The sequence below is a fragment of the uncultured Thiodictyon sp. genome, assembly GCA_903837595.1.
Taxonomy (GTDB): domain Bacteria; phylum Pseudomonadota; class Gammaproteobacteria; order Chromatiales; family Chromatiaceae; genus Thiodictyon.
Map to the genome: position 1 here is coordinate 1 of CAILVI010000073.1, position 18,749 is coordinate 18,749.

Below are 18,749 nucleotides of genomic sequence, written 5' to 3' on the forward strand. Positions count from 1 at the left end.
TATTTGCGCACCTGGCGGCTGTCGCTCAGCCCGATCAGGGCCGCGGCCTGGCCGCCGGTCAAGGCCAGGGCGGCCAGCAGCGCGCGGACCTCGTCGGGTGTGGGTGCCACGTAAGCCTGCGTGATCAATGTCCGCTCCAAGGGGTCAGATCTGGAATCCGTCCCACCACCCGGTACCGCCCCGGCCAGCGGCCCTTCAGGCCGCCGCGCGTCCAGGCCGTGACCACGAACCCCCCTCCCTGTTGGTATTCGGGGATCAGCCGATCGGTCTGCTCGGCCACCAAGTGGACGGCGAAGGGGCTGTCGCTGCCGTCCTCCCACAGCAGTTCGAGGGCGTCGCGTCCGCCCTGGTCGGTCCAAGGGCCGCGCGAGACGATGACATCGCTGGCGCCGCGCATCTCGCGTAGGTATCCTTTGGCCGCATCGGGGACCAGCAACCGACCGGCCCCGGCGTTCCAGCTCAGATACAGCAGCCCAGCGTGGGCGTGCTCGCTGTCCCAGTAGTTGGTGTCGGCCAGGGCCTGGCCGCGGTTGGTGATAGTCAGCATGGTTCGGTCTCCGGTTCCCAGGCGCGGCTGAAATCTTCATGGGCGAAGGCCTCGGCCAGGCCAGTGATTTGCTTGAGCCGCAGGACCTCGTCCGGGTCCATGCCCAGTTCGAGACCGATGCGGGTATTGCTCCAGTTGTGTTTTTTCAGGGCGGTGACCAGCTTCGCCGTCAACTCGACTTGGTGGGTACCGCGCGCCATGTTATGCCGCACGGTCGAGGTGATGCGGTCCTCCACCGACTTGGCCAGTTGCACCACCGGCAGGTAGCCGTCCAGGCTGGCGCGTACGTCGGCCTTGGTCTGGACGATGGTGGTGCGGTGGAACCCATCCACCACCACGGCCTGCCCAGCGCCGTCGGGGGCGACGACGACCGGCATGGTGAACCCATCCTTGGCGATCGACAGGTGCAGCAGGCGCATCTCGGGCGGAGCGACCTTGTTGGGGTTGTAGTCGTTGCCGCGGACCGACTCCACGGGGACGAGCTGCACCGCGAGCACCGGGTGCGGCAGGTCCACATGAGCGGCGGCGATCCGGGTCAGGCGGTTGTAGCGGGTGACTCGGGTCGCGGTGTCGGCCGCGGGAGCGGCGGCAAGCGCGGCATCCAACTGATCGAGCAGGGTGTCAATCATCCTGAAGCTCCAGGGTGTAGGTGCTGTAGTGGCCGCGTTCAGCCGCTGCGGTCCAGCCGTGCGATTCGTACAGCCGGGCAGCGGCAGTGCGATCGATGGCGGTCAGGGTGCGCAGACCGCGGGTCTTGGCCTGCCCGGCAATCGCCTTGAGCAAGCGCCGCAGGACGCCCACGGCCGGGGGCCCGTCACTGGCATAGAGGTGTTTGACCTGTCCGCGGTGACCGGTCGCCAGCAGGTGCAGGCTGACGAAACCCAGGGTCGCCCGAGTCTCGGTGTCGGTCGCCACACACCAGACCCGCCCGGGCTCGCTGGTGGGACAGGTGCCCAGGGCCTGGTGGACAACCCTGGACAGGGCCAGCTCGCCGATGAGGCTGAACAGGACCGCTTGGTGGTCGGCGTCGTGCACCAGATCGCGAATGATGACGCTCATAGGTCCTCCATATAGCGGGTGACCAAGTCGAGCTGGCGTTCCATCTCACGCTTGGTCTGGGTGAAGCTCAACCCCTTGCACCAGTAATCGTTCTTGAGCAAGGTCTTGCAGATGCGCCGCCAGGATGGCGCCTTACGCTTGGCCTCCAGGTTGGGTTCCGCCTCGTCTGGGATGCGCGGGAAGCCCAGGTCCTTGCCACGCTTGCGCCACCAGCGCAGGAACACGGCGATCTTCTTGCGGTAGTGGGCGGCCACCGGGGGCGGCATCGAATTCAGGATCAGATAGGCGTAAGACCGCCAGGTGTGCCCGTCCGGCAGGTCGATCCGGATGTTGCCCATCACCGAACCGGTGAGGTGCACATAGCGGTTGCCGAAGTTCGCCCCCTGCACCCGCTCGACGACACGTGACCAGGTCTCGGGCTCGAGGATCTTGAAGAGCCATAGCCCCTTGCGCTGATCATCGCCGTAGGGCTGGCACAGACGCATCTGGTGGATGCCGAGTCCGGCCAGGTGCATCAGGTCATAGACGCGGTTGTAGTCCCACCCCTGCCGGGCGTTGGCAATCCACACGTCCTCGGTGCGCCAGTCGTAGATGGGGTAAGCGTTGTAGACGTGGCCGGTATCCCGGGTAACCCGCGTCGTCCAGGGGTGCCCCTGCCAGGGCTGTTTGACCCCGCTGGTGATGGTCCGGTAGCGGTTCAGCGACTCGTCCGAGCGGATGCCGACGAAACAAGCGGTATCGACCCCGTCGGCGAACCAGTCGCCGAAGGCCGGGACGAACTCCTCGAACTCCATGCCGCGGCGGAAGAAGGGGAAGTAGTCCTCGTCCGCAATGACATCGCGGCGCTGCGGCAGGGGCCTGATCCACTTCTCCGGGCACCGCGGGTCCCAGCAGAGCCAGTGCGGCTGGAACTGGGAGACGGCGTTGCGCAGGTGCAGGGGGAGACACACCCAGAGGGCGTTGACCTCGGGCCGGTCGCACTCCCGGGACAGGTAGTCGATGGTGTGCTGGTACTGTCCCTCCAGGTCCAGGATCAGGGCGGTGACCGGCAGGCGCCCCAGTTCGCGGGCCACGTCCACCACCAGGTTCAGCAGGGCGCCGGAGTCCTTGCCTCCGGAGAAGCTGACGTAGAAGCGCGGGAACTGCTCCAGGATGGTCCGCACGCGGGCGCGGGCGGCGGTGTAGCAGTCGATCTTGAGATAGTGCTTGCCCATGGTCGATCACGCATTCTCATACCTATCTTCCAGACGATGAAACAGTTGGCGATCTGGCCACTTGGCCTTTATCTGGTCGCAGGAATGCTGGAATCCCTCATAGTCGACCGGCGGCTCGAAGTTGAAAAGTTCCCAGTAGTCACCTTCGGTCAACTCCCACTCGGGGGATTGAATGCCGATCGCTGACCGTAGACCAAGAATCTTCCAGATATCCTGGTCGCTTGCTCTTATCTGTGACATCTCATGTCCTCCTGGCGGCATTCATCAAACGGGACGCGGCCGAGTTTGCTTCAGCCTGCGCGATCAACTCAGCCTTGGTAGCGCGCCGCGCGAGCAGTTGCTCGCCTTCCGCGACAACCGCGCGGGCGGCAGCGATGGCGGCTACGTCGGTCGTGCGCTCGATGGCGATCTTCTGAGACGTAACCAGACGTTCACAGCGCGCACGCAAAGCGGCTAAGGTCATCGAAGCATCAGGATGACTGCTGATCTTGGCGCGGCCGGCAGGCGCGGGACGGCCCGTCTGATAGTTGCACTTGGGGTCATAACGCAACCCTGTTTCGAGGTCGTACCAAGTCCCATCTTCATGCTGCTGCGGCATGTCGGCGATCTCGGATTTCCAATATTCGAAGTTGGTTGCCATCGGATGTCTCCGGGTGCTGGGGTCGGCCGGGTGGCGCCCTCAGATGAGAGTATAGGCCCATTGGGCCTAATTGCAAGTATCAAAGTGACGAAATTAACCGCCGCACGCGGTCCTTGTTGGTCCGCCGAACCTTCTCGACCTCCTGGCGAAACGCCGCCACCGCGTTGCCCTTGCGAGTGAGCGCCTTGTCCACGCGGGCGTCGATCCCGGCACTGCTCCAGATGTCGATGTAGGTCGGCTCCCGGGTCTGCCCGATGCGGTGCATCCGGTCTTCGGTCTGCTGGCGCTCGGAGTACTTGAAGCCGTTGGCGTAGTAGACGGCGAAGCGGGCGGCCGTCATGTCGTGGCCGTGCCCGCCGCACGCCTGGGTCGCGACCAGATAGCCGCTGTGGGTGCGCCAGTCGTCAAGGTTTGCTTGACGACTGCCGTCGCTCAGGCCGCCGTGATACTGGTGAACCATGACCGGGCCGTACTCATCGATGAGGGCGGCGGCGATGTCCGCCGCGGACAGGCGGTACTTGGCCCAGATGACGACCGGCTCGCCCGCCGGCAATTCGCGCAGGACGGTCAGCAGGAGGTCGAGCCGGCGGCTCGGGTAGCTGGCGATGCTGCCGTCCGCCCGCCGCTGGTGTCCGCAGACGATGCGCTGCAGGGCGGTGAACAGCCGAAAGATGGCGAGCGAGCGGGCCCAGCCGTCCTCGAACAGATACTCCTCGCACAGATGCCGCTCCTTGGCCTCGGCATAGGCAACCGCCTGGGCATCGGTCAGGGTGCAGTAGCGGGAGGCAAAGAGCTTGTCTGGCAGGTCCAGGCATTCATCCTTGGTGACCTGGTAGACATAGGGACGGATGCGCTCGGCCAGGTAGGCCCGGTTCTTCTCGCCCTCGATCATCCCGGGGAAGCGCTCAGACCAGACGATGTGGTTGGTGCAGAACTGGTGGAATGACCGGTAACCCAGGATCTTCGGCGACAGGAAGCGCATCTGGGCGAACAGGTCGACGATGCCCTGGGACAGCGGGGTCCCGGTTAGGATCAGGCGGTAGCGCGCCTCCCGGGCCAGGAGGGTGATGCGCTCGGTGCGGCGGGAGCGGGCGCCCTTGATGTAGCCGGACTCGTCGACCACCACCAAGGAGCGCTCGGAGATCAGCCGGCGCACGGTGAAGATGACCCGCGCCGAGCTGCTCATGGACTCGATGCCGACGATGTACCAGCGCACGGCCGGAACCGTGCCCTCGCTGGTCCGGTCGTCGAAGACATGGATGTCGTCCTCGGTGCAACTGGTGTGCTTCAGGACTTCGCGGCGGATGGTCTCCTTCAAGGCCACCGGGCAGAACCAGACGCAATGATCGATCTTTCCTTGCCGCAGCCGCACCAACTCCGCCGTGGTGCGCGTCTTGCCGGTGCCCATCTCCATGAAGAGGGCGCCGACCCGGGCGGGTAGGAGCTTGGCGACGGCCTCGGCCTGGTGGGGGAGGAGGGTGGTGCGGGCAGTCCAGGGCACCGGAGCGGCTTGGGTCACGACGCGGAATCCCCGTGCAGCATGGCGTACTCGCTTCCGCTGTCGTCATCCAACAACCCCGGGTCGATCGCCCCTGGGGCCGGCGGCATGGGCCCCGGCCCCTTCCCGGGCCGCGGCGCCTTGGCCGGCACCGCCAACAGCGCCTGCTCGTGCGTCAGGCGCGCGGTGTCGAGCACCACCTGGGCGGCCGGGCTGATCGCCAGGTCGTAGGCTTCGGCGAAGTCCTCGATCGCCGCGTACTGGGCCGCGGGGACCACTACCGCGGGCTTGTCATAGCGTGCACCGGGCAGGGCTTTGGCCGCTGAGTAAAGGTCCTCCTCGCGTGGCCAGGAGATGACCAGCCACCCGGCATAGGTGCCAGACGTGCGGGCGAGCACCCAGCGCTGGCGCTCGGGTGCAAAGGAGGCAGACTGGGCGGCGGCGCGGATGGCGTGGTCCTGGATGCGGACGCAGAAGCCGCCGGCCAACAGGGCGTTGCCGATCTCCGCGGCGCGGTCGGCCAGGGGGCCGGATCGCGCGTCGATGGTGCGCGTCCAACTCAGACGGGCGGCCTCCCAGCGGTAGCCCTTGGCCTTGACGACATTCCGAAAATCCTCGCGTTTCTCGGGAAACACGACACTGATCCGGTCGCCATCGAGGCAGATGTCCGCAATGGTTGCGGTCTGCTCGGTCGCGGGCCTCAGGGTGGCTTCGGCCAGCACTGCCGCGGCGGGGGCATCGGCGGGGGCCGCGGGCTCCTTGGGCAGCTCGGCCGCCAGCGCCAACAGCAGGTCGCCTACCTTGCGATCCCGATGGTCGATCCACCAGGATGCCAACGTCTGGGCCTGTAGCGCATCGACCATTGCAGGCGCCCGCGGATCGCGCCGGTCGAGGCCACCCCAGAAGGCGGCCAGATCGATCCCGGTCAGGTCGCCGGTCAGTGCGCGCCCGAGCAGGTCCAGCTTGTACGCGCGGATGGTCTCCGCCCAAGCGATCTGTTTCTCGGTACCGGTCATGGGCGGCAACCCCGCTTCGGCGTTGGCCGCGGCGGCAGCGGCGTTCTCCGCCTCGCGAGCAGCGCGGGCGCAGTCTTCGCAGGGATCGGCGACTAGGCATTGGGCGCGCCAGTCGCGGGTGCGCCCGGGTCCGTAGAGTTGATGCCGCTCGGTGTGCCCGCAGGAATGTTCGATCGAGGTCCAGGCCATCGGATGTCTCCGGTTCGGGGTCGGCCGATATGGCGCCCACAGGGATAATATAGGCCCATCGGGCCTATCTGTCAACCCAAGAAATGCGCCCCGCGCCCCATGGAAGGTCGTCAGGCCTTCGGGCGCTGAGGAACTATCCCAGCGGTGTGCAGCGTACCCCACTCCGCGGCTATCATTGCTTGCGCCTTCTCTGCGTCGTCGCAGGATAGATGCATAGCGAACGAATAGGCTATAGCCGCAATCACGGCTTTCGGTGTGTCATCGAATCTCGGAAATACTTTTTGGTATTCGTTTGTCTTCGCATTCAAATTCATGATAGCAGCCCTAGCACTGCGCCCAAGAGCGAGCGCGGCCCACGGCGCTCGCGTGTGTTGATAGGTCGGCGTTGGGCCGCGCCGCTTTAGCCCTGTCTGTTAGGTTGCCTTGGCCCTCAGCTTCGCCAACAGGTCCGCGAGGGACTGGTGTTCCGCCTCGGTAGCCCAGTACATTTTCTGTACGCGGCCCGCCGCGTGCTGCCTGGCCTTCCACGCGGCCTGTCGCCTTGCCCCGTCCTTGGGGCTTGTTACCTTCGGTTTTGGCATCAACGGGCAGCCTCCAGGTATGCCGCCGCGTCTGCTGCTATTCCGTCCATTGCCGCATCTGCTTCGGCCTCGGTGTCCAGGATCAGATGTAGTCGGCTGGTGCGCTCATTCACGATCACCCATGTCCCCTGCCATGCGCCGTCCTCGCGGGTTCCTGCGCGCATCGAAAACGTCGTTTTGCTGTGTTTTACTGGCTCTCTCATCTCGTCTCTCCGGTTGGCCCCGTGGGGCGTTGCTCTCTGTTACTGGTAATGATAGCAGAGTTACCAGTAACGTCAAGCCCCCGAAGAAAAGAAAAAAGGCAACCTAACACTGGGCGTAAGAGCGAGCGCCCGCCACGGGCGTTTTGCTGGTTTGCAGGGTCATCGCAGGCGCCCGCCGCCTTGGCCCTGTTCGTTAGGCGCAATGAAAGCGCCCCCGCGATTCGCGGATTATTAGCCCCCGTCGGGCCAGCGCTTGAACGGCTCCGGACACTCCTGATTCGACTGTGTGATACCCGGTCCCAGGGAATAGCCGGAGATACAGCGATACTGCGCACCATGGGCGCCCGACTTCCAATTCTTCGGCCTTCGCAGCGTCAAGAACTCTCGAAATAAGGTCTTGGCTCATAGCCCCTAACACCGGACTTAAAAGCGAGCCCCGCCATCGGGCTCTGTGTGGGTTGATATGGCAGCGGTTGGCGGGGCCGCTTTAGCCCTGTTCGTTAGCGAGAAGAATTCAGCGCAAGCCGAATCAGGTCGTCTCGGAACGCGATTGGCGTTGCATTCGCCTCGCGCTTGTTGAGTGTCGGCTTGTTGGCTGCTTTCCCCCGCTGGTCATGAAATCCAATCTGGTGCGTCCCCGCCGGTTTCTCCCACCGCAGCGGGAAAGGCGGCGCGTCACCGCAGTAGTAGAGCCAAGTCGCTTTCGCCGCTCGATGCCCATACGCGCTTTGCCAGACCTCGCATACCCATCCGCCGTCGAGCGTGGCTTGCCACCAAGGCCTGCCTGGCGTTGCCAGTTCATGCGCAGCAAACGCCATGCTCTTCGCCGGATGCTCCAGAACTCCGCCCCAGCGCCGCACAGCTGCGAGAGCGGCAGCAAACGTCCCTCCGTCTGCTCCGAGGCGGTTGTGCTCGCCGCCCCATCGTGCGTAGTTCACGATGGCCATTTGCCCCCATCGTTGACAAGGCGGGTGAGCTACCACCGGCAACGGGCCGGCGTACAGCCGCGCATCTCGCTCTTCGTCCCATGGGTCAACCTCTTTCAGATCCCAATAGCAGCCGCCGCGCTGGACGAAAAGAGCGCTAACAAGTGCCTCAGCCCGAGCCGCGCACAAAACGCCGTGCTCATTCTGCGGGCTCATCAGCTGCGCGGCCGGGCTAGGCATGGCGTTAGGCCGCTGTTGATCGCACCCATTCGCACAGATCGCGGATTTCCTCTGCCGTCACGTTCCCGAGCAACCGCGCGTCGGCTTCCCAGCCTTCTGCGCAGGACCCCAGATCGCGCGCAATCCGCTCGATCCGCCCCGGGCGCTCTTGACGGAATAGGGGAACGGGCGCGGCGTGCCTAACAAGCGGTTCAAAAGCGAGGCCCGCCCCAGCCTGTTCCACGGCGATCCTTGCCGCTCCAATGGCTAGCTCAGCCGGAGAGCGGAACGATTGGCAGTTCCGCCGGGGAAATTCGGTTCCGCCGTCAAGCGTGATCATCTTCATGTTGTCTCCCAAAAGCCCTAACACCGGGCTCAAAAGCGAGCGCCCGCCACGGGCGTTCTTATTGGGTTGATAGGTCGGCGTTGGGCCGCGCCGCTTTAGCCCTGTTCGTTAGGTTTTCCGCTTCGTCCAAAGCGTAAGCCCGTGTTCATCTAACAATTGCTCTACAGCCTTTAAGCTCTTGTTGCCAAAATTCGGCAGCTTGAGTAAATCAACTGGCGATCTTTCGGCGAGTTCGGCAATCGTGCTAATTCCCTCCTCCCTAAGTATATGTCTCGTTATTCCTGGCAATGTATCCCATGTCATAGGCTCTCGTAGCGCCCTATCGTTAATGCCTAGCAGTTCTGCAACTTTTGCGCAGTCACTGGCGTTATCAGTATCAAACGTAATCAGCATGGAAAAACCTAACACTGGACTTAAAAGCGAGCCCCGCCATCGGGCTCTGAGTTGGTTGATAGGTCTCGGCGCTTGGCGGGCGCCGCCTTGGCTCTGTTCGTTAAGCCGCAGATGCTGGAAAAAATCTAGGCTCTTCCCGATCTAGCTCCCCCGTTTCGTCTCGTTCAAACCTCTGGATGCTTAGCGGTTTCCCGCAGTAGCAGCAGAAATGCATCTGGTTCTCGAACGGGTCTCCATCATCAAGACGGAACATTGATCCGCAAGCGGTTTCCCATGCGCCACTGGTCTCGTCGCCATCCTGATTCCAGTTGCAGTGTTCGGCCATAACCCACCTTCCTCTTAAACCGCCAGCCCCGCCACGGGCGTTGTTGGGTGCTTCGGCCCCATGGCGGGCGGGGCCATGAAAATTTCCGCGACATGCAGTCCTAGCAGACTGCAATATTTCAATATGGTAGACGCCTCCTAAGATTTTGATAAATATCATTTAGGTGCGCCCTTCGCAGGCGCGCCTTTCCGTCTCGGCCTGGGCTTCGGTAACCGGGCCAAGACTGCGCTGGTGCTGCTTGCCGTCCTGGACCCACGACAGATACCAGGACTTGCCCCGCTTGTAGATACCCGCCATTTTGCGTCGATACTCGCTTCGATGTCCGCCAGCCGGTAGAAAATCGCAGACCCCCAGGCAATCGGGATCAGGCCGAGGGCGGGGGCCTGGCGCATGAAATCGTCCTCGGGCATCTGCGCCAGGGCGGCAGCGGCATCGAGGCGCAGGTAGCCGGGGATCATGGTGACACCTGGCTGCGCCGGTACCTTTCACGTAATATTCTACCAGTGACATGGAGTCTCGTTGCCATGATGGCTCTCATCAAATGGGGGAGGCGGCCATCCCTGGCCTGAGCGCTGGCGCTTAGTCGTGGGTCTCGCGACGCAGCCCAGCCAGGGCGGCGTTGACGACGGCGCGCGACATTTCAACCAGATAGGCGGCTCCGAATAGCTCTTCACTCTGAGCGTTCTCGGCCGCCAGATAGGCGATGCGCTCGGCGGAGGCGAGCAAGAGCGAGGCTTGTTCGAGGGCCTCCAGGCAGGGCACGGCGCCCAGCACACTGAGCAGCGGGGTGGCGTCGGGACCGGCACCGAACAGTGGGGTGGGGACGGTGACGGGCATTACGCGATGATTGCTATTTGTCATGTGGGATTCTCCGTGTTCTTCGGCAACGACGATCGTGACCGATGGGGCATGATGTCGTTGGTCATTCCGGCATCCCCTGGGCGACCAGGGGCCGATAGATGAACTCCTCTACAAAGGCGATGAACCGATCAACATCCGCGTCAGAACGGCCCGTGGCGTCGTCGATCATCAGGTCAAGGTCCGTCCCGCGTCGGCTCAAGTTGCAGCCGGCCAGACGGTCAAACTGTGCAACCAGTTCGGGGTGATTGACCGCATCGATGAGGCAGTAGGCAAGCGAGGGGGAGATGGCGTTCATGGGAGCACCTTTGACAAATACAAAACATTCAACGAATTGACTCCGACCAGAATGCTCTTCGGTTGCGGCAGAGAGACATGGGTAGGCCTCCACCAATGCAGGCAGTGCGGATGATTGTTGATGTAATCCGCCGCGGCGGGGCGATATTGCACCAGCACGTCTTCAGGGTCCCAGAACAGACTAGCGAGAAAGGCCATTTCTTCCCATGTGGGACAGCGCGTAGGGGTTGATGCTGAGAGGTGCTCTCAGCCGAGCCCGTCGCTGATCTGGACCCCAATGCGAATAGATGCGCGAGGTCTAAATGGTGCGGCTAGTTTTAGTTGTGATCCTGAGCGGCGGACCGGCAGCATAAACTGTCCATTGCACCCGTAGGATTCGTCCGAGGCCATCGTGCCCGTGCGGATGCGATAGGGTTCGACCATGCGGGTGTTAAACATGCTCTTTCTCGGTTAATTGGTCTGCATTGCTGATAGCCTCAAACTTTTCGTTGAACTCATTCTGTTCCATGACGTAGATCGTGTGTTTGTCATCGTCTGGACAAAAGACAACAACCGCTGTGCCGTCGCGGCTGTTGGTGCAGTCAATCGCGGCGGCGAGCCAATGGTAGATTTCCCCGGTCTTGTTGTGTCGGACGAGCATTGTTGTCTCAGTTTGGTGTCGTGTCGTGTTGGTTGAAAATGGGGCGGCCGTTTATGAGGACGGCCGCCCCGCTGCGCGCGGCTCTCTTGGAGGAGTTAGAGTTTGTCTCAGGTCCTTCGCGCTCCGTGGTTATCGGGAATAGCACCGAGGCACTCACGGCTTACCGCCTGATTCAGTATTTTTTTACTGCGCTCAGGCCGCGCGATCCCCTGGTTGGCTTAATCTCAGCGTCCGAGGCAGGCACGGCTGTCCAGCCTGCGGCGCATCCAACTGCTTGAGCGCCACAGTTCTGAACCAGCCCATTTTGCCCTTGGCCTCAGCGTTTTCGCGCGCTTCATCCAGCGACAGGACCGTATCGTCGATGTGAATAAGGGCCGCCATTGCATCACTCACTTGCTTCCTGAGCTTGCGATGCAATCGTCCCATCGCGATACCCGTCTGATGCCCCGGTTCCACAACCACATACCCCTCGCCCCGGAGATTGACCAGATAGCGCTTGTGTTCCTCCATCATGCAGTCGCGGAACCGCTCAACCTTCCGCAGCACGTCCCAGGCGTGCGCCCGCCAGTGTTCCGCATCCACCACGCCAACAGGTTCAACGATTTGCAGATGTTCAAATAACCATGCGTGCGGAATCGTCTCGCCATAGCGAAAGGCCACACAGGCGTCGATAGCGGCTTGCCGCCAGATGGGATCAACGCTCAACGCCGCGACCGGCGCCGCGCTGTCTACCGCAGTATCTGGATTACCCATCATGCCTCCTGCACCGCGAACCGGCCGAAACTACCGCCGCGCGCCGGCCGGTAGTCGCCGAGCCCGATGTACTTCCCGGCATTCTGCGCTGCCGCAAGAATCTGATTCCTTTCAACGACGGTTTCGTCAAAAAAGATATCCACCGAAAGTTGCCAGTCGTTCAGCCGTGGCCGATAGCGCATCAGACGCGCAGTGCCGACCTTCACGGAGCGACAATCCACACAGGAAGGGACTTCCCACATGGCAGCGGGAGTCGCCGGCCCGCTATGCGTGATCGGCACCGCATCTGCCAGGATCAACAAACAGCGGTTGAACGCGCTACCCAGTTTGTTCAGCTTCGCGCCTTCCACGATGGCGCTCTTGACGTTGGTCGAAGGCATCACGACGCCATCGCCATTGTAAAAACCCAGCAAAAATTCCGAGCGCGCAATCGCAACGTGATCCTCTTCTGTTTTCTTCCTTTTGCTGGTCAACACTTTATGAGCGACTGTCGCCGGCGCAATCGGATTGGCCCCGCGGTCAGAGTGCAACAGTAACGACGATTCGCCGATCAGTTTGAGTGTGAGTGATTGCATTTTTGTTCGGTCCTCAGTTGTGTGATTGCGCCTCATGGCGCCCTTGCCTTGCCCGGCCGAGCCCAGCCGAGCCCAGCCATGCCCAGCCCCGCCATGCCATGCCAAGCCCCGCCCTGCCACGTCGCTGGTGGAAACCCACCGATCAAGGCGCGAGCCCTGATCGCTGGAAACTCCAGCCCTTGCCCTGCCCCGCCATGCCATGCCAAGCCCAGCCGTGCCAAGCCCAGCCGTGCCAAGCCCAGCCGTGCCGTGCCGCGCCGCGCCCAGCCGTGCCACGTCGCTGGTGGAAACCCACCGATCAAGGCGCGAGCCCTGATCGCTGGAAACTCCAGCCCTTGCCTTGCCCCGCCATGCCCTGCCTCGCCATGCCCCGCCGAGCCCCGCCCCGCCCTGCCGCGCCCAGCCTGGCCTAGCCCCGCCGCGCGATCCCCTGTCAGGCTTGATCTCAGCGTCCGAGGCAGGCCCGGCTGTCTTCATCCAGACGCTGGCGTATTTCAACCTGCTCCGGCAACGGCGGCAGGAAATCGCCAATGCTGGGTGACGGGTCCTTGGAGATTTTGGCGCGACACGCCTGGGTGATGATCTCCGCCACCGCACCCCGAAAGGGTGCCGGCAGGTCGATCAAGACATCGGTCAAGGTCATTGCACGCAGACGCCGCTGCTCGGCGGTGATCGCAAGATAATCGGTCATTGGTGTGACTCTGCATTTTCCAGATCGGCCATGATGTCGGCGCACAGGTTCATCAAGGCGTCACGTTGCTGCTCGCTCAGGTCTCCATCATCGGCGATGTCCCTCATCAGACTTTTCGCCGCGGCGAAGTCTTGCGCGTTGAGTAGAACACGCTGGTAGGTCGCGAAACGGGCATCGGCTTCGGTTTGCTGCGCCAGCGTGAAGGCTTCGGTCGTCTGCTCCGCCTTGTCCGGTTCAGCCTGGGCAGCCTGGGCAGGCTGGGCAGGCTGGGTGGTGGGTGCCGGTGATTCTCCCTGGAGCTTGGCCAGCAGCGCCGCTTCAGCCTCCCGGGCAGTGGCCGGCATGACACCGCGCTTGCGGCGCCAGAAGCCGTCGTCATTGCAGATCTGACCCGTGGAATGAACCTCCTCGATCCAGGGGCAGCCCTGCACGTCCACCAGCACACCCAGCGCCGGGGACAGCTTGGGCCACTCGCCAATGATCTCTTGGGCGGCGGCCTGTTCAGGAACGGGCGCCTTCTGATCGGTAGGTCCAGACAAGGCGGCGGACATCGGGACGAAGTTGCTCGCGGAAGACCCGGGACCGGTGTTGCTGGTGACCTCGACTTCCAGGGGGCCGGCCGCAATCTCTTGCGATTCTTCCGCGGTCACCATGCCCATGGAGATTTCGGGCGCGTAGGTGCGCACCCAGAAGCTCGCCGCCCGGTAGCGCAGCATCAGCTCCGGCATCGTCTGCCACTTGGACCCGGACTTGCCGAGCCAGCCTTCCGATACGGCCATGTCGGTGCTGACTTCAGGTCCGATGAGCTTTTCACCGGTGCGCAGATCGTGCGTCCAGGCGCGACAGGTCTGCGGACGGTACGACACGGCGGCGCGGTCGGCGATCTTGCGCCCGCGGTCTCCCTTGCTGTTGTCCCAGTGGTAGCCGACGATGGCGTTGATGGTCTGGACCGGACCCGGCTCGGACAGGTCATAACGCAGGGCCGAGAAGCGACCACAGGCATTGATGGTCCCGATCAGAAACTGCGCCGACCAGCTCGGGCGGCCTTCAACGATGTAGAGGTTCTGCATGACCATGAGCGGGTTGACCCCGATCCGGGCGGCCATGTCCAGGGCGATGAGTGCGGAGCCCAAGCCCGCATCACCGCGGTAGGCCTTGGGCACCAGGTCGGAGGAGCAGAGCGCGCGGGCCATCTTCATGGACTCGCCGAAGCTCGCCGGCGAGCTGAAGGGGCCGCTGTAGGCGGCGATCGGCATCAAGGTCCCGGGCGGCGCGGCGGGGGTGAGGGGGTTGTAGGCGGCGGCGGGTTCGGTCATGGGAATGTCTCCGGGTCGGTGAAAGTCAAAAGTTGGTCGATGGGCGGATGGCGACGCTCAGACGCATCAGAAGGTCGGCCAGCCGGTGGCGCAGGCCGGTGAGCGTCTGCCAGTCTGGTCCGCTACGGATGTGATAGGCGCTCGGGTAACGCGGGAAGAATTGCCGGTCCTGGAAGCGCACCACATAGGCGGCACGGCAGTGCATGGCGCGCACGAAGGGCTCCAAATCGGTCCGCTCGGACTGGCGATGGTGCAGCGCGGCCAGCGCATCGGCCGCGGACTGTGTCTCTTCATCAAGGCCCGTGGGCATGGCTTCGAAGGTCATAGGGAGTAGCTCGGCAGTGAGATGGATTGGAGGTCTTCGGCATAGCCGGGCCAGCGGCCGGCCTGTTCGCAATCGGCCCAGAGGTTCAAGGCGGCCTCCATGCGCGCCTCGCCGGCCTCGATCACCTTGCGCTCGGGCTCGTACCAGGCGCATTCATAGGGCGGCTCGCTCTCGACACAGACCCAGCACCAGGCGGGCCAGCGGCCCATCACCTCGGCGTAGGCCCAGCGGTAGAGGGCGGCCTGAAGGTGGTACTGGTACTTGCCGATGGAGCGGGTGAACTCGCCCCAGCTCGCGTTCTGGGTGGTCTTCAGATCCAGGACGATGGGCGTGCCCGCGGTCTCGTTGACCAGGTCGAGCCGGGCCTTCACCAGCACGCCGCTGCGGCGGTGCTCCGCGATGAAGGTGACTTCCCGGGTGGCGCCTTCGATCAGAGGGCCGATCTTGCGGTGCCCCATGAGCTTGTCGCGCATGGTCTGGGCGGCGGTGAAGTCGGCCTGGGAGACCACGGTGATACCGCGCTCTTCCAGGACCAGCCGCAAGGCGGCGAGCTGGGCGTCCAGGCGCTTGCCCTCGGCCTTCTCATCGCTGGCGGGCGGCGCGGTGGCCGTCACCTCGGCGAGCCAGGCGACCAGTTGGGCCTTGCCCTGGTTGGTCGTCGGGCGCTCGATCTTGGGCTGGACATTGAAGCGCTCGGCCACCGCGTGGCCCTCCAGGATCATGGTGTGGGCCAGGTGGCCGATCGATAAGGCGGCCGTCTCCTTGCGCACCAGGCCCTTGACGTGGGCCGGGGAGCGATCCAGCAGGACCTTGAGGCTTGAGTAATTGGCCGCCGGGAGGGCGCGGTAGGTGGCTTCGGCCAGGGCCTCGATGCGGGCGGGGGGGGCGAAGGGGTCGGGGCGTTGTTCGCTTGGTGTAATGCTATGCGTTATCACTTTTATCTCGCATATTGATTGCAATCAAACCAAGAATTTCGCGAGCAGACGTATTTTCGATACCAGCATTTAACATCTGGTCTAACGATACATTTGATAGCGCGTCTTCCATCATGCGTAACCATTGGCGATCAATCGCAGTGGCATCGTCATAAATGACCCTCTGATATGGCGCATGGTTACTGATTGACATTGGTAGCATTCTCCATACTGGTCACGACAGCAGCCGCCAGGCTCTTGATGATCTGCACCTGTTCGTAAAGCGCGTCCGTCATGGGAATGCTCCGAAGAGCCTCAGCGGCACCGTTCATCAACATCGCCACGTCGCGGAACTGCAAGGCGGCTTTTCCGAAGTCGGACAATACCCGGTCGCTCAACGCCACATCCCGATTAAGCCTCAATAATTCCTCGCGCAGCCTCTCTTGTTCGTGCTCTGCTTGCGCTACAGCCGCCTTGGATATCGCTTCGGCAAGGCGCAGTTCGTCGAGCTTAGCTTGTGCCGCTTGCACTTCGGCATCCGTGCGCGGCCGGTTGCGCGCTTGCTCCTCGATTTTGGCGCGCATCTCCTCCAGGTGCTCCCGGTGGACATCGTTGGCATCGCGCAGTTCGTCCTGCTTATTCTTGAGCTTTGCCTTTAGGTCGGCGACCAGTTCCTTGCGCTTCTTCTCTTCCTCAATCAGGTCCTTTGCATATTGATCTTTTTTCTCGGTTGCTTCTTTCTCCCGACGCTTAGCGGTCTCCAGGTCGGATGCGAGTCGAGAAAGTTCAGTCCTGGCATCAAACTCGGCATCTTGCAGGTCTGCTATCTTGGCTTGGGCTTCCTTGAGGCCGCGCTTGAGGGCCGTGATTTCCTTCTGAGTAACCGCTTTTCCGTTGTCGGCTTCCTTCTCGATATGCTCCAGTAGGGCAGCGCGCATGTCTTCGTCGCGGGTCCGCGTCACTTCAGAGATAACCGCATACCCGACTTGAGAAATGTAAGTGCTTACATTTTTATCTCCGAGCGCATCATGTACCGACATCAGCCGCGTTGCGGTCTGATACCCAACCGGGCACTCGCTCGACTCGCACCAAGCGGTGAACAGCGTCCCGTCTTCCTTGCAGACCTTCTTTGCTTCCCGCAGGTCGGCGCCCATCGCCAACATTTCCTCTGCTGTGCGCTGGACGCGAACACCAAGGCGGATGCTGATCGTCTTCAGGTTCATCGCCTGCTCCTGGGAAACCAGCCCATAGTCAAAAGATGGCTTCGGGGTCATGTCCTTGCTCATGCCTGCTTCTCCAGCATCAACACCTGTTGTAGTTGCGGCACGGTCGCCAGCGCGGCCCCGGCGAGCATCTGAGTGGTTTCCTCCAGGCGGGACCGGACGACATCATCGAGCTGGTCACGCAGCTCCTGGCCCAGTTTGCTGATCTCGGTGTTGTGCTTCGCGGCGTGGTTCAGCGCCTCATGCACGTCGGCGCGGTATTTGCGATGCAGATAGACGGTCGCGGCGATCATCTTGGCGACTGGGTTGATCACGGACCCGGCTTCAATCTTCAGCGCCCAGACCTTGCGTCGGATATACTTGGTCACATCGGCATAACTGTCGCGGTCGCCCCACAAGTCCAACGCTTCGGGTTTCTTCAGGCGCCCAATCTGCCAGGTCATGAAGCGGTCAACAAATCCATCGACGGCCGCCAGATTGTCCGGGATCGGTTCATCGAAGGCAGCCAGCGGATGGGTGATGTTGCGCGCGCTCAAGCGGCGCATCCCATCGGATAGGTTGGTGGCTAGGTCGGTTAGCGCCATGATTTCTGCAATTTCTTCGTTCATTTTCTCATTCCATTTTGATTAAAACGGAACCCAAGCCCCATTGTTGAGCCGCTCCGTTTGGAGTCCGTCCGTGATTGATCTAGCGTTTATGCTCAGTCATTATTGATAGTCAGGATTCGTGATTCAAAAAGGCGCCCACTTCCCATCCGTCAGCCGCTCCTGCCAGCCGCTCACCGGAGCAACTGGCGCGACGTTGACAATGGCCTGTTCCTGCTCCTGCTTCGCCGCCCACACTGGTAGCCGGCGCACCAACTCAGACAGCAGGCCATCTGGCAACTCGGTCAGATGCTCAGCACCCCAGGACTTGCGGACCCAGTCCTTGATCCGTTCCCGGTCCAACCCATGGGCATGGATCTGCGCCTCCAGGAACCGGTGCTGGGCACGCGAGATCGGGCGTACCGGAGGAAGCTGGCGAAAGGCGTTGGCGGCCATCATCAAGCCTCCCGGCTGGACTTCTCTAACAAATAGGCGCTGACATCATCACAGGTAACGGCGAGCGCCAACTGTGCTTGGTGCATTCCAATATGACGCAAATATTCCTGTAACATCAAAACGGTCCAATCGCCGACCTGTTCGCGAATCGCCTCTTGGGCAAGGGCCTTGCGGTCCTCGGCGTCTAATGGGCGCTTCGGGATAAAGTAGGAGGCGGTCTCGGGCATGGCTGGTTTCCGAATCAGGCGGCCATCCGTGGCCTGACGATACTCGGTAGGGCTATTCTTCTTCGCCGTCGGCGTCGTCGTCGCTGGCGTCTTCGTCGTCGATGGTCAGATACAGATCGTTCATGGCGGTCTCGTTGATTGGTAGCGATTGAAGGGTGCCGGAATCCCACCGGCGCGGGTGCCTATCGAGGCCCGTCCTCGCCCGGTCTGTCCCGGGTGTCACACGTGTGACAGCAATCTTTTACTGAACGGCCGCCAGTGTCAAGTAGAAATTTACTAAGACCGGACAAAATAATGCCCATCCGGTTTTTGTGTGAACAGGCAAAGGGCGCCCAGACGGGCGCCCACGGGCAGGTTGGGCCGTCAGTCCAGGTTGCGGATGCCGGTCGGGAGCATCTCCGGGGGCATCAAGAGCAGACTGGGCGCGACGCCCAAGGCGTAGGCGATCGCCGCCAGGATGTCGATCCGACACCCGTTGCGGCCGTTCACGACGTTGGAGATGGCCTTCTGCGCGACCAGCGAGAGGGCGGCGAGCTGCATCTGATCCAGCTCGCCCCGGGCCATCAGGGCGGCGACGTTGCGCGCCACGTTCGTTTGGAGTCCGTCCGTGATTGATCTAGCTCGGTCCATACCTCGCGTCGATCAATCCTTTCGGGTTCGCGATTCTTCGAGGCCAGTTTCACGCTGCCGCCAAAGCGGTAACGCCAGAGCTTGCCTCTCCACGCGCTTTCGCA

Annotated in this window: 27 protein-coding genes; all 27 read right to left on the minus strand. The window is 62.6% G+C overall.

The features are described 5' to 3' along the window. Positions 1–124 precede the first annotated feature (124 nt). The 27 genes from QZY44_RS03950 to QZY44_RS04075 all read right to left on the minus strand — a co-directional run bounded on the left by QZY44_RS03950 (position 125) and on the right by QZY44_RS04075 (position 18,645). On the minus strand, positions 125–547 hold the full coding sequence (locus tag QZY44_RS03950; protein WP_295442541.1) for a hypothetical protein: 423 nt from the start codon (positions 545–547) through the stop codon (positions 125–127). Then, the gene (locus QZY44_RS03955) at positions 541–1,176 is read right to left on the minus strand and encodes a ParB/RepB/Spo0J family partition protein (RefSeq protein WP_295442544.1); all 636 of its coding nucleotides are present in this window, start codon (positions 1,174–1,176) and stop codon (positions 541–543) included. The genes QZY44_RS03950 and QZY44_RS03955 overlap by 7 nt, the downstream gene beginning before the upstream one ends. Further along, positions 1,169–1,606, minus strand: a complete 438-nt coding sequence (locus QZY44_RS03960) for a hypothetical protein (protein ID WP_295442547.1) — start codon at positions 1,604–1,606, stop codon at positions 1,169–1,171. The genes QZY44_RS03955 and QZY44_RS03960 overlap by 8 nt, the downstream gene beginning before the upstream one ends. After that, on the minus strand, positions 1,603–2,820 hold the full coding sequence (locus tag QZY44_RS03965) for a DUF3440 domain-containing protein (protein ID WP_295442549.1): 1,218 nt from the start codon (positions 2,818–2,820) through the stop codon (positions 1,603–1,605). The genes QZY44_RS03960 and QZY44_RS03965 overlap by 4 nt, the downstream gene beginning before the upstream one ends. 6 nt (positions 2,821–2,826) lie before the next feature. Continuing rightward, entirely contained in the window at positions 2,827–3,060 is a 234-nt protein-coding gene (locus tag QZY44_RS03970; protein ID WP_295442552.1) for a hypothetical protein, read from the minus strand. 1 nt (position 3,061) lies between these two features. Then, entirely contained in the window at positions 3,062–3,460 is a 399-nt protein-coding gene (locus tag QZY44_RS03975) for a hypothetical protein (protein WP_295442554.1), read from the minus strand. 79 nt (positions 3,461–3,539) lie between these two features. Next, positions 3,540–4,979, minus strand: coding sequence for a DEAD/DEAH box helicase (locus QZY44_RS03980; protein WP_295442557.1), 1,440 nt, complete (start codon positions 4,977–4,979; stop codon positions 3,540–3,542). Next, on the minus strand, positions 4,976–6,163 hold the full coding sequence (locus tag QZY44_RS03985; protein ID WP_295442559.1) for a hypothetical protein: 1,188 nt from the start codon (positions 6,161–6,163) through the stop codon (positions 4,976–4,978). The genes QZY44_RS03980 and QZY44_RS03985 overlap by 4 nt, the downstream gene beginning before the upstream one ends. Before the next feature lie 580 nt (positions 6,164–6,743). After that, positions 6,744–6,947, minus strand: a complete 204-nt coding sequence (locus tag QZY44_RS03990; RefSeq protein ID WP_295442562.1) for a hypothetical protein — start codon at positions 6,945–6,947, stop codon at positions 6,744–6,746. 500 nt (positions 6,948–7,447) lie between these two features. Next, positions 7,448–7,894, minus strand: coding sequence for a hypothetical protein (locus QZY44_RS03995; RefSeq protein WP_295442565.1), 447 nt, complete (start codon positions 7,892–7,894; stop codon positions 7,448–7,450). A gap of 223 nt (positions 7,895–8,117) precedes the next feature. After that, positions 8,118–8,438 (minus strand): hypothetical protein, encoded by a 321-nt coding sequence (locus QZY44_RS04000; protein ID WP_295442568.1) that lies wholly within the window; start codon positions 8,436–8,438, stop codon positions 8,118–8,120. Positions 8,439–8,546: 108 nt separating this feature from the next. Further along, a complete protein-coding gene (locus QZY44_RS35615) occupies positions 8,547–8,831 on the minus strand; it encodes a DNA-directed RNA polymerase subunit alpha C-terminal domain-containing protein (protein WP_365303237.1) in 285 nt (94 codons plus the stop codon). 904 nt (positions 8,832–9,735) lie between these two features. After that, complete coding sequence (locus QZY44_RS04005) at positions 9,736–10,017, minus strand: DUF3077 domain-containing protein (RefSeq protein ID WP_295442571.1); 282 nt, start codon at positions 10,015–10,017, stop codon at positions 9,736–9,738. Between the two features lie 61 nt (positions 10,018–10,078). Beyond that, positions 10,079–10,312 carry a hypothetical protein gene (locus tag QZY44_RS04010; protein WP_295442574.1) on the minus strand — a complete coding sequence of 78 codons (234 nt, stop codon included), beginning with the start codon at positions 10,310–10,312 and terminating at the stop codon, positions 10,079–10,081. 429 nt (positions 10,313–10,741) lie between these two features. Beyond that, entirely contained in the window at positions 10,742–10,951 is a 210-nt protein-coding gene (locus tag QZY44_RS04015; protein ID WP_295442577.1) for a hypothetical protein, read from the minus strand. Between the two features lie 192 nt (positions 10,952–11,143). After that, entirely contained in the window at positions 11,144–11,707 is a 564-nt protein-coding gene (locus QZY44_RS04020; RefSeq protein WP_295442580.1) for a hypothetical protein, read from the minus strand. Next, entirely contained in the window at positions 11,704–12,279 is a 576-nt protein-coding gene (locus tag QZY44_RS04025; RefSeq protein WP_295442582.1) for a hypothetical protein, read from the minus strand. The genes QZY44_RS04020 and QZY44_RS04025 overlap by 4 nt, the downstream gene beginning before the upstream one ends. Positions 12,280–12,724: 445 nt before the next feature. Further along, a complete protein-coding gene (locus QZY44_RS04030) occupies positions 12,725–12,970 on the minus strand; it encodes a hypothetical protein (protein ID WP_295442585.1) in 246 nt (81 codons plus the stop codon). After that, positions 12,967–14,286, minus strand: coding sequence for a hypothetical protein (locus QZY44_RS04035; RefSeq protein WP_295442588.1), 1,320 nt, complete (start codon positions 14,284–14,286; stop codon positions 12,967–12,969). Before QZY44_RS04035 ends, QZY44_RS04030 begins: the two co-directional genes overlap by 4 nt. A 25-nt stretch (positions 14,287–14,311) precedes the next feature. Continuing rightward, a complete protein-coding gene (locus QZY44_RS04040) occupies positions 14,312–14,611 on the minus strand; it encodes a hypothetical protein (RefSeq protein ID WP_295442591.1) in 300 nt (99 codons plus the stop codon). Further along, a complete protein-coding gene (locus tag QZY44_RS04045) occupies positions 14,608–15,546 on the minus strand; it encodes a PD-(D/E)XK nuclease-like domain-containing protein (protein ID WP_295442594.1) in 939 nt (312 codons plus the stop codon). Before QZY44_RS04045 ends, QZY44_RS04040 begins: the two co-directional genes overlap by 4 nt. Further along, positions 15,533–15,739 (minus strand): hypothetical protein, encoded by a 207-nt coding sequence (locus QZY44_RS04050; RefSeq protein ID WP_295442597.1) that lies wholly within the window; start codon positions 15,737–15,739, stop codon positions 15,533–15,535. Before QZY44_RS04050 ends, QZY44_RS04045 begins: the two co-directional genes overlap by 14 nt. Beyond that, the gene (locus tag QZY44_RS04055) at positions 15,726–16,811 is read right to left on the minus strand and encodes a hypothetical protein (RefSeq protein ID WP_295442600.1); all 1,086 of its coding nucleotides are present in this window, start codon (positions 16,809–16,811) and stop codon (positions 15,726–15,728) included. Before QZY44_RS04055 ends, QZY44_RS04050 begins: the two co-directional genes overlap by 14 nt. Beyond that, a complete protein-coding gene (locus QZY44_RS04060) occupies positions 16,808–17,284 on the minus strand; it encodes a hypothetical protein (RefSeq protein WP_295442603.1) in 477 nt (158 codons plus the stop codon). The genes QZY44_RS04055 and QZY44_RS04060 overlap by 4 nt, the downstream gene beginning before the upstream one ends. Positions 17,285–17,479: 195 nt before the next feature. Beyond that, entirely contained in the window at positions 17,480–17,791 is a 312-nt protein-coding gene (locus tag QZY44_RS04065) for a hypothetical protein (RefSeq protein WP_295442606.1), read from the minus strand. After that, on the minus strand, positions 17,791–18,015 hold the full coding sequence (locus tag QZY44_RS04070; RefSeq protein WP_295442609.1) for a hypothetical protein: 225 nt from the start codon (positions 18,013–18,015) through the stop codon (positions 17,791–17,793). Before QZY44_RS04070 ends, QZY44_RS04065 begins: the two co-directional genes overlap by 1 nt. A 363-nt stretch (positions 18,016–18,378) precedes the next feature. Then, the gene (locus tag QZY44_RS04075; RefSeq protein WP_295442612.1) at positions 18,379–18,645 is read right to left on the minus strand and encodes a hypothetical protein; all 267 of its coding nucleotides are present in this window, start codon (positions 18,643–18,645) and stop codon (positions 18,379–18,381) included. Between the last annotated feature and the right edge of the window lie 104 nt (positions 18,646–18,749).

What these genes read in the sequence shown, in the direction of transcription:
- QZY44_RS04025 (WP_295442582.1), bottom strand. Translation starts at nt 12,279, where the DNA reads ATGCAATCACTCACACTCAAACTGATCGGCGAATCGTCGTTACTGTTG.
- QZY44_RS03975 (WP_295442554.1), bottom strand. Translation starts at nt 3,460, where the DNA reads ATGGCAACCAACTTCGAATATTGGAAATCCGAGATCGCCGACATGCCG.
- QZY44_RS04065 (WP_295442606.1), bottom strand. Translation starts at nt 17,791, where the DNA reads ATGATGGCCGCCAACGCCTTTCGCCAGCTTCCTCCGGTACGCCCGATC.
- QZY44_RS04070 (WP_295442609.1), bottom strand. Translation starts at nt 18,015, where the DNA reads ATGCCCGAGACCGCCTCCTACTTTATCCCGAAGCGCCCATTAGACGCC.
- QZY44_RS04015 (WP_295442577.1), bottom strand. Translation starts at nt 10,951, where the DNA reads ATGCTCGTCCGACACAACAAGACCGGGGAAATCTACCATTGGCTCGCC.
- QZY44_RS03970 (WP_295442552.1), bottom strand. Translation starts at nt 3,060, where the DNA reads ATGTCACAGATAAGAGCAAGCGACCAGGATATCTGGAAGATTCTTGGT.
- QZY44_RS04075 (WP_295442612.1), bottom strand. Translation starts at nt 18,645, where the DNA reads ATGGACCGAGCTAGATCAATCACGGACGGACTCCAAACGAACGTGGCG.
- QZY44_RS03990 (WP_295442562.1), bottom strand. Translation starts at nt 6,947, where the DNA reads ATGAGAGAGCCAGTAAAACACAGCAAAACGACGTTTTCGATGCGCGCA.
- QZY44_RS35615 (WP_365303237.1), bottom strand. Translation starts at nt 8,831, where the DNA reads ATGCTGATTACGTTTGATACTGATAACGCCAGTGACTGCGCAAAAGTT.
- QZY44_RS03965 (WP_295442549.1), bottom strand. Translation starts at nt 2,820, where the DNA reads ATGGGCAAGCACTATCTCAAGATCGACTGCTACACCGCCGCCCGCGCC.
- QZY44_RS04050 (WP_295442597.1), bottom strand. Translation starts at nt 15,739, where the DNA reads ATGTCAATCAGTAACCATGCGCCATATCAGAGGGTCATTTATGACGAT.
- QZY44_RS03955 (WP_295442544.1), bottom strand. Translation starts at nt 1,176, where the DNA reads ATGATTGACACCCTGCTCGATCAGTTGGATGCCGCGCTTGCCGCCGCT.
- QZY44_RS04055 (WP_295442600.1), bottom strand. Translation starts at nt 16,811, where the DNA reads ATGAGCAAGGACATGACCCCGAAGCCATCTTTTGACTATGGGCTGGTT.
- QZY44_RS04030 (WP_295442585.1), bottom strand. Translation starts at nt 12,970, where the DNA reads ATGACCGATTATCTTGCGATCACCGCCGAGCAGCGGCGTCTGCGTGCA.
- QZY44_RS04035 (WP_295442588.1), bottom strand. Translation starts at nt 14,286, where the DNA reads ATGACCGAACCCGCCGCCGCCTACAACCCCCTCACCCCCGCCGCGCCG.
- QZY44_RS04010 (WP_295442574.1), bottom strand. Translation starts at nt 10,312, where the DNA reads ATGAACGCCATCTCCCCCTCGCTTGCCTACTGCCTCATCGATGCGGTC.
- QZY44_RS04000 (WP_295442568.1), bottom strand. Translation starts at nt 8,438, where the DNA reads ATGAAGATGATCACGCTTGACGGCGGAACCGAATTTCCCCGGCGGAAC.
- QZY44_RS03960 (WP_295442547.1), bottom strand. Translation starts at nt 1,606, where the DNA reads ATGAGCGTCATCATTCGCGATCTGGTGCACGACGCCGACCACCAAGCG.
- QZY44_RS03995 (WP_295442565.1), bottom strand. Translation starts at nt 7,894, where the DNA reads ATGGCCATCGTGAACTACGCACGATGGGGCGGCGAGCACAACCGCCTC.
- QZY44_RS04005 (WP_295442571.1), bottom strand. Translation starts at nt 10,017, where the DNA reads ATGACAAATAGCAATCATCGCGTAATGCCCGTCACCGTCCCCACCCCA.
- QZY44_RS04020 (WP_295442580.1), bottom strand. Translation starts at nt 11,707, where the DNA reads ATGATGGGTAATCCAGATACTGCGGTAGACAGCGCGGCGCCGGTCGCG.
- QZY44_RS03985 (WP_295442559.1), bottom strand. Translation starts at nt 6,163, where the DNA reads ATGGCCTGGACCTCGATCGAACATTCCTGCGGGCACACCGAGCGGCAT.
- QZY44_RS03950 (WP_295442541.1), bottom strand. Translation starts at nt 547, where the DNA reads ATGCTGACTATCACCAACCGCGGCCAGGCCCTGGCCGACACCAACTAC.
- QZY44_RS04040 (WP_295442591.1), bottom strand. Translation starts at nt 14,611, where the DNA reads ATGACCTTCGAAGCCATGCCCACGGGCCTTGATGAAGAGACACAGTCC.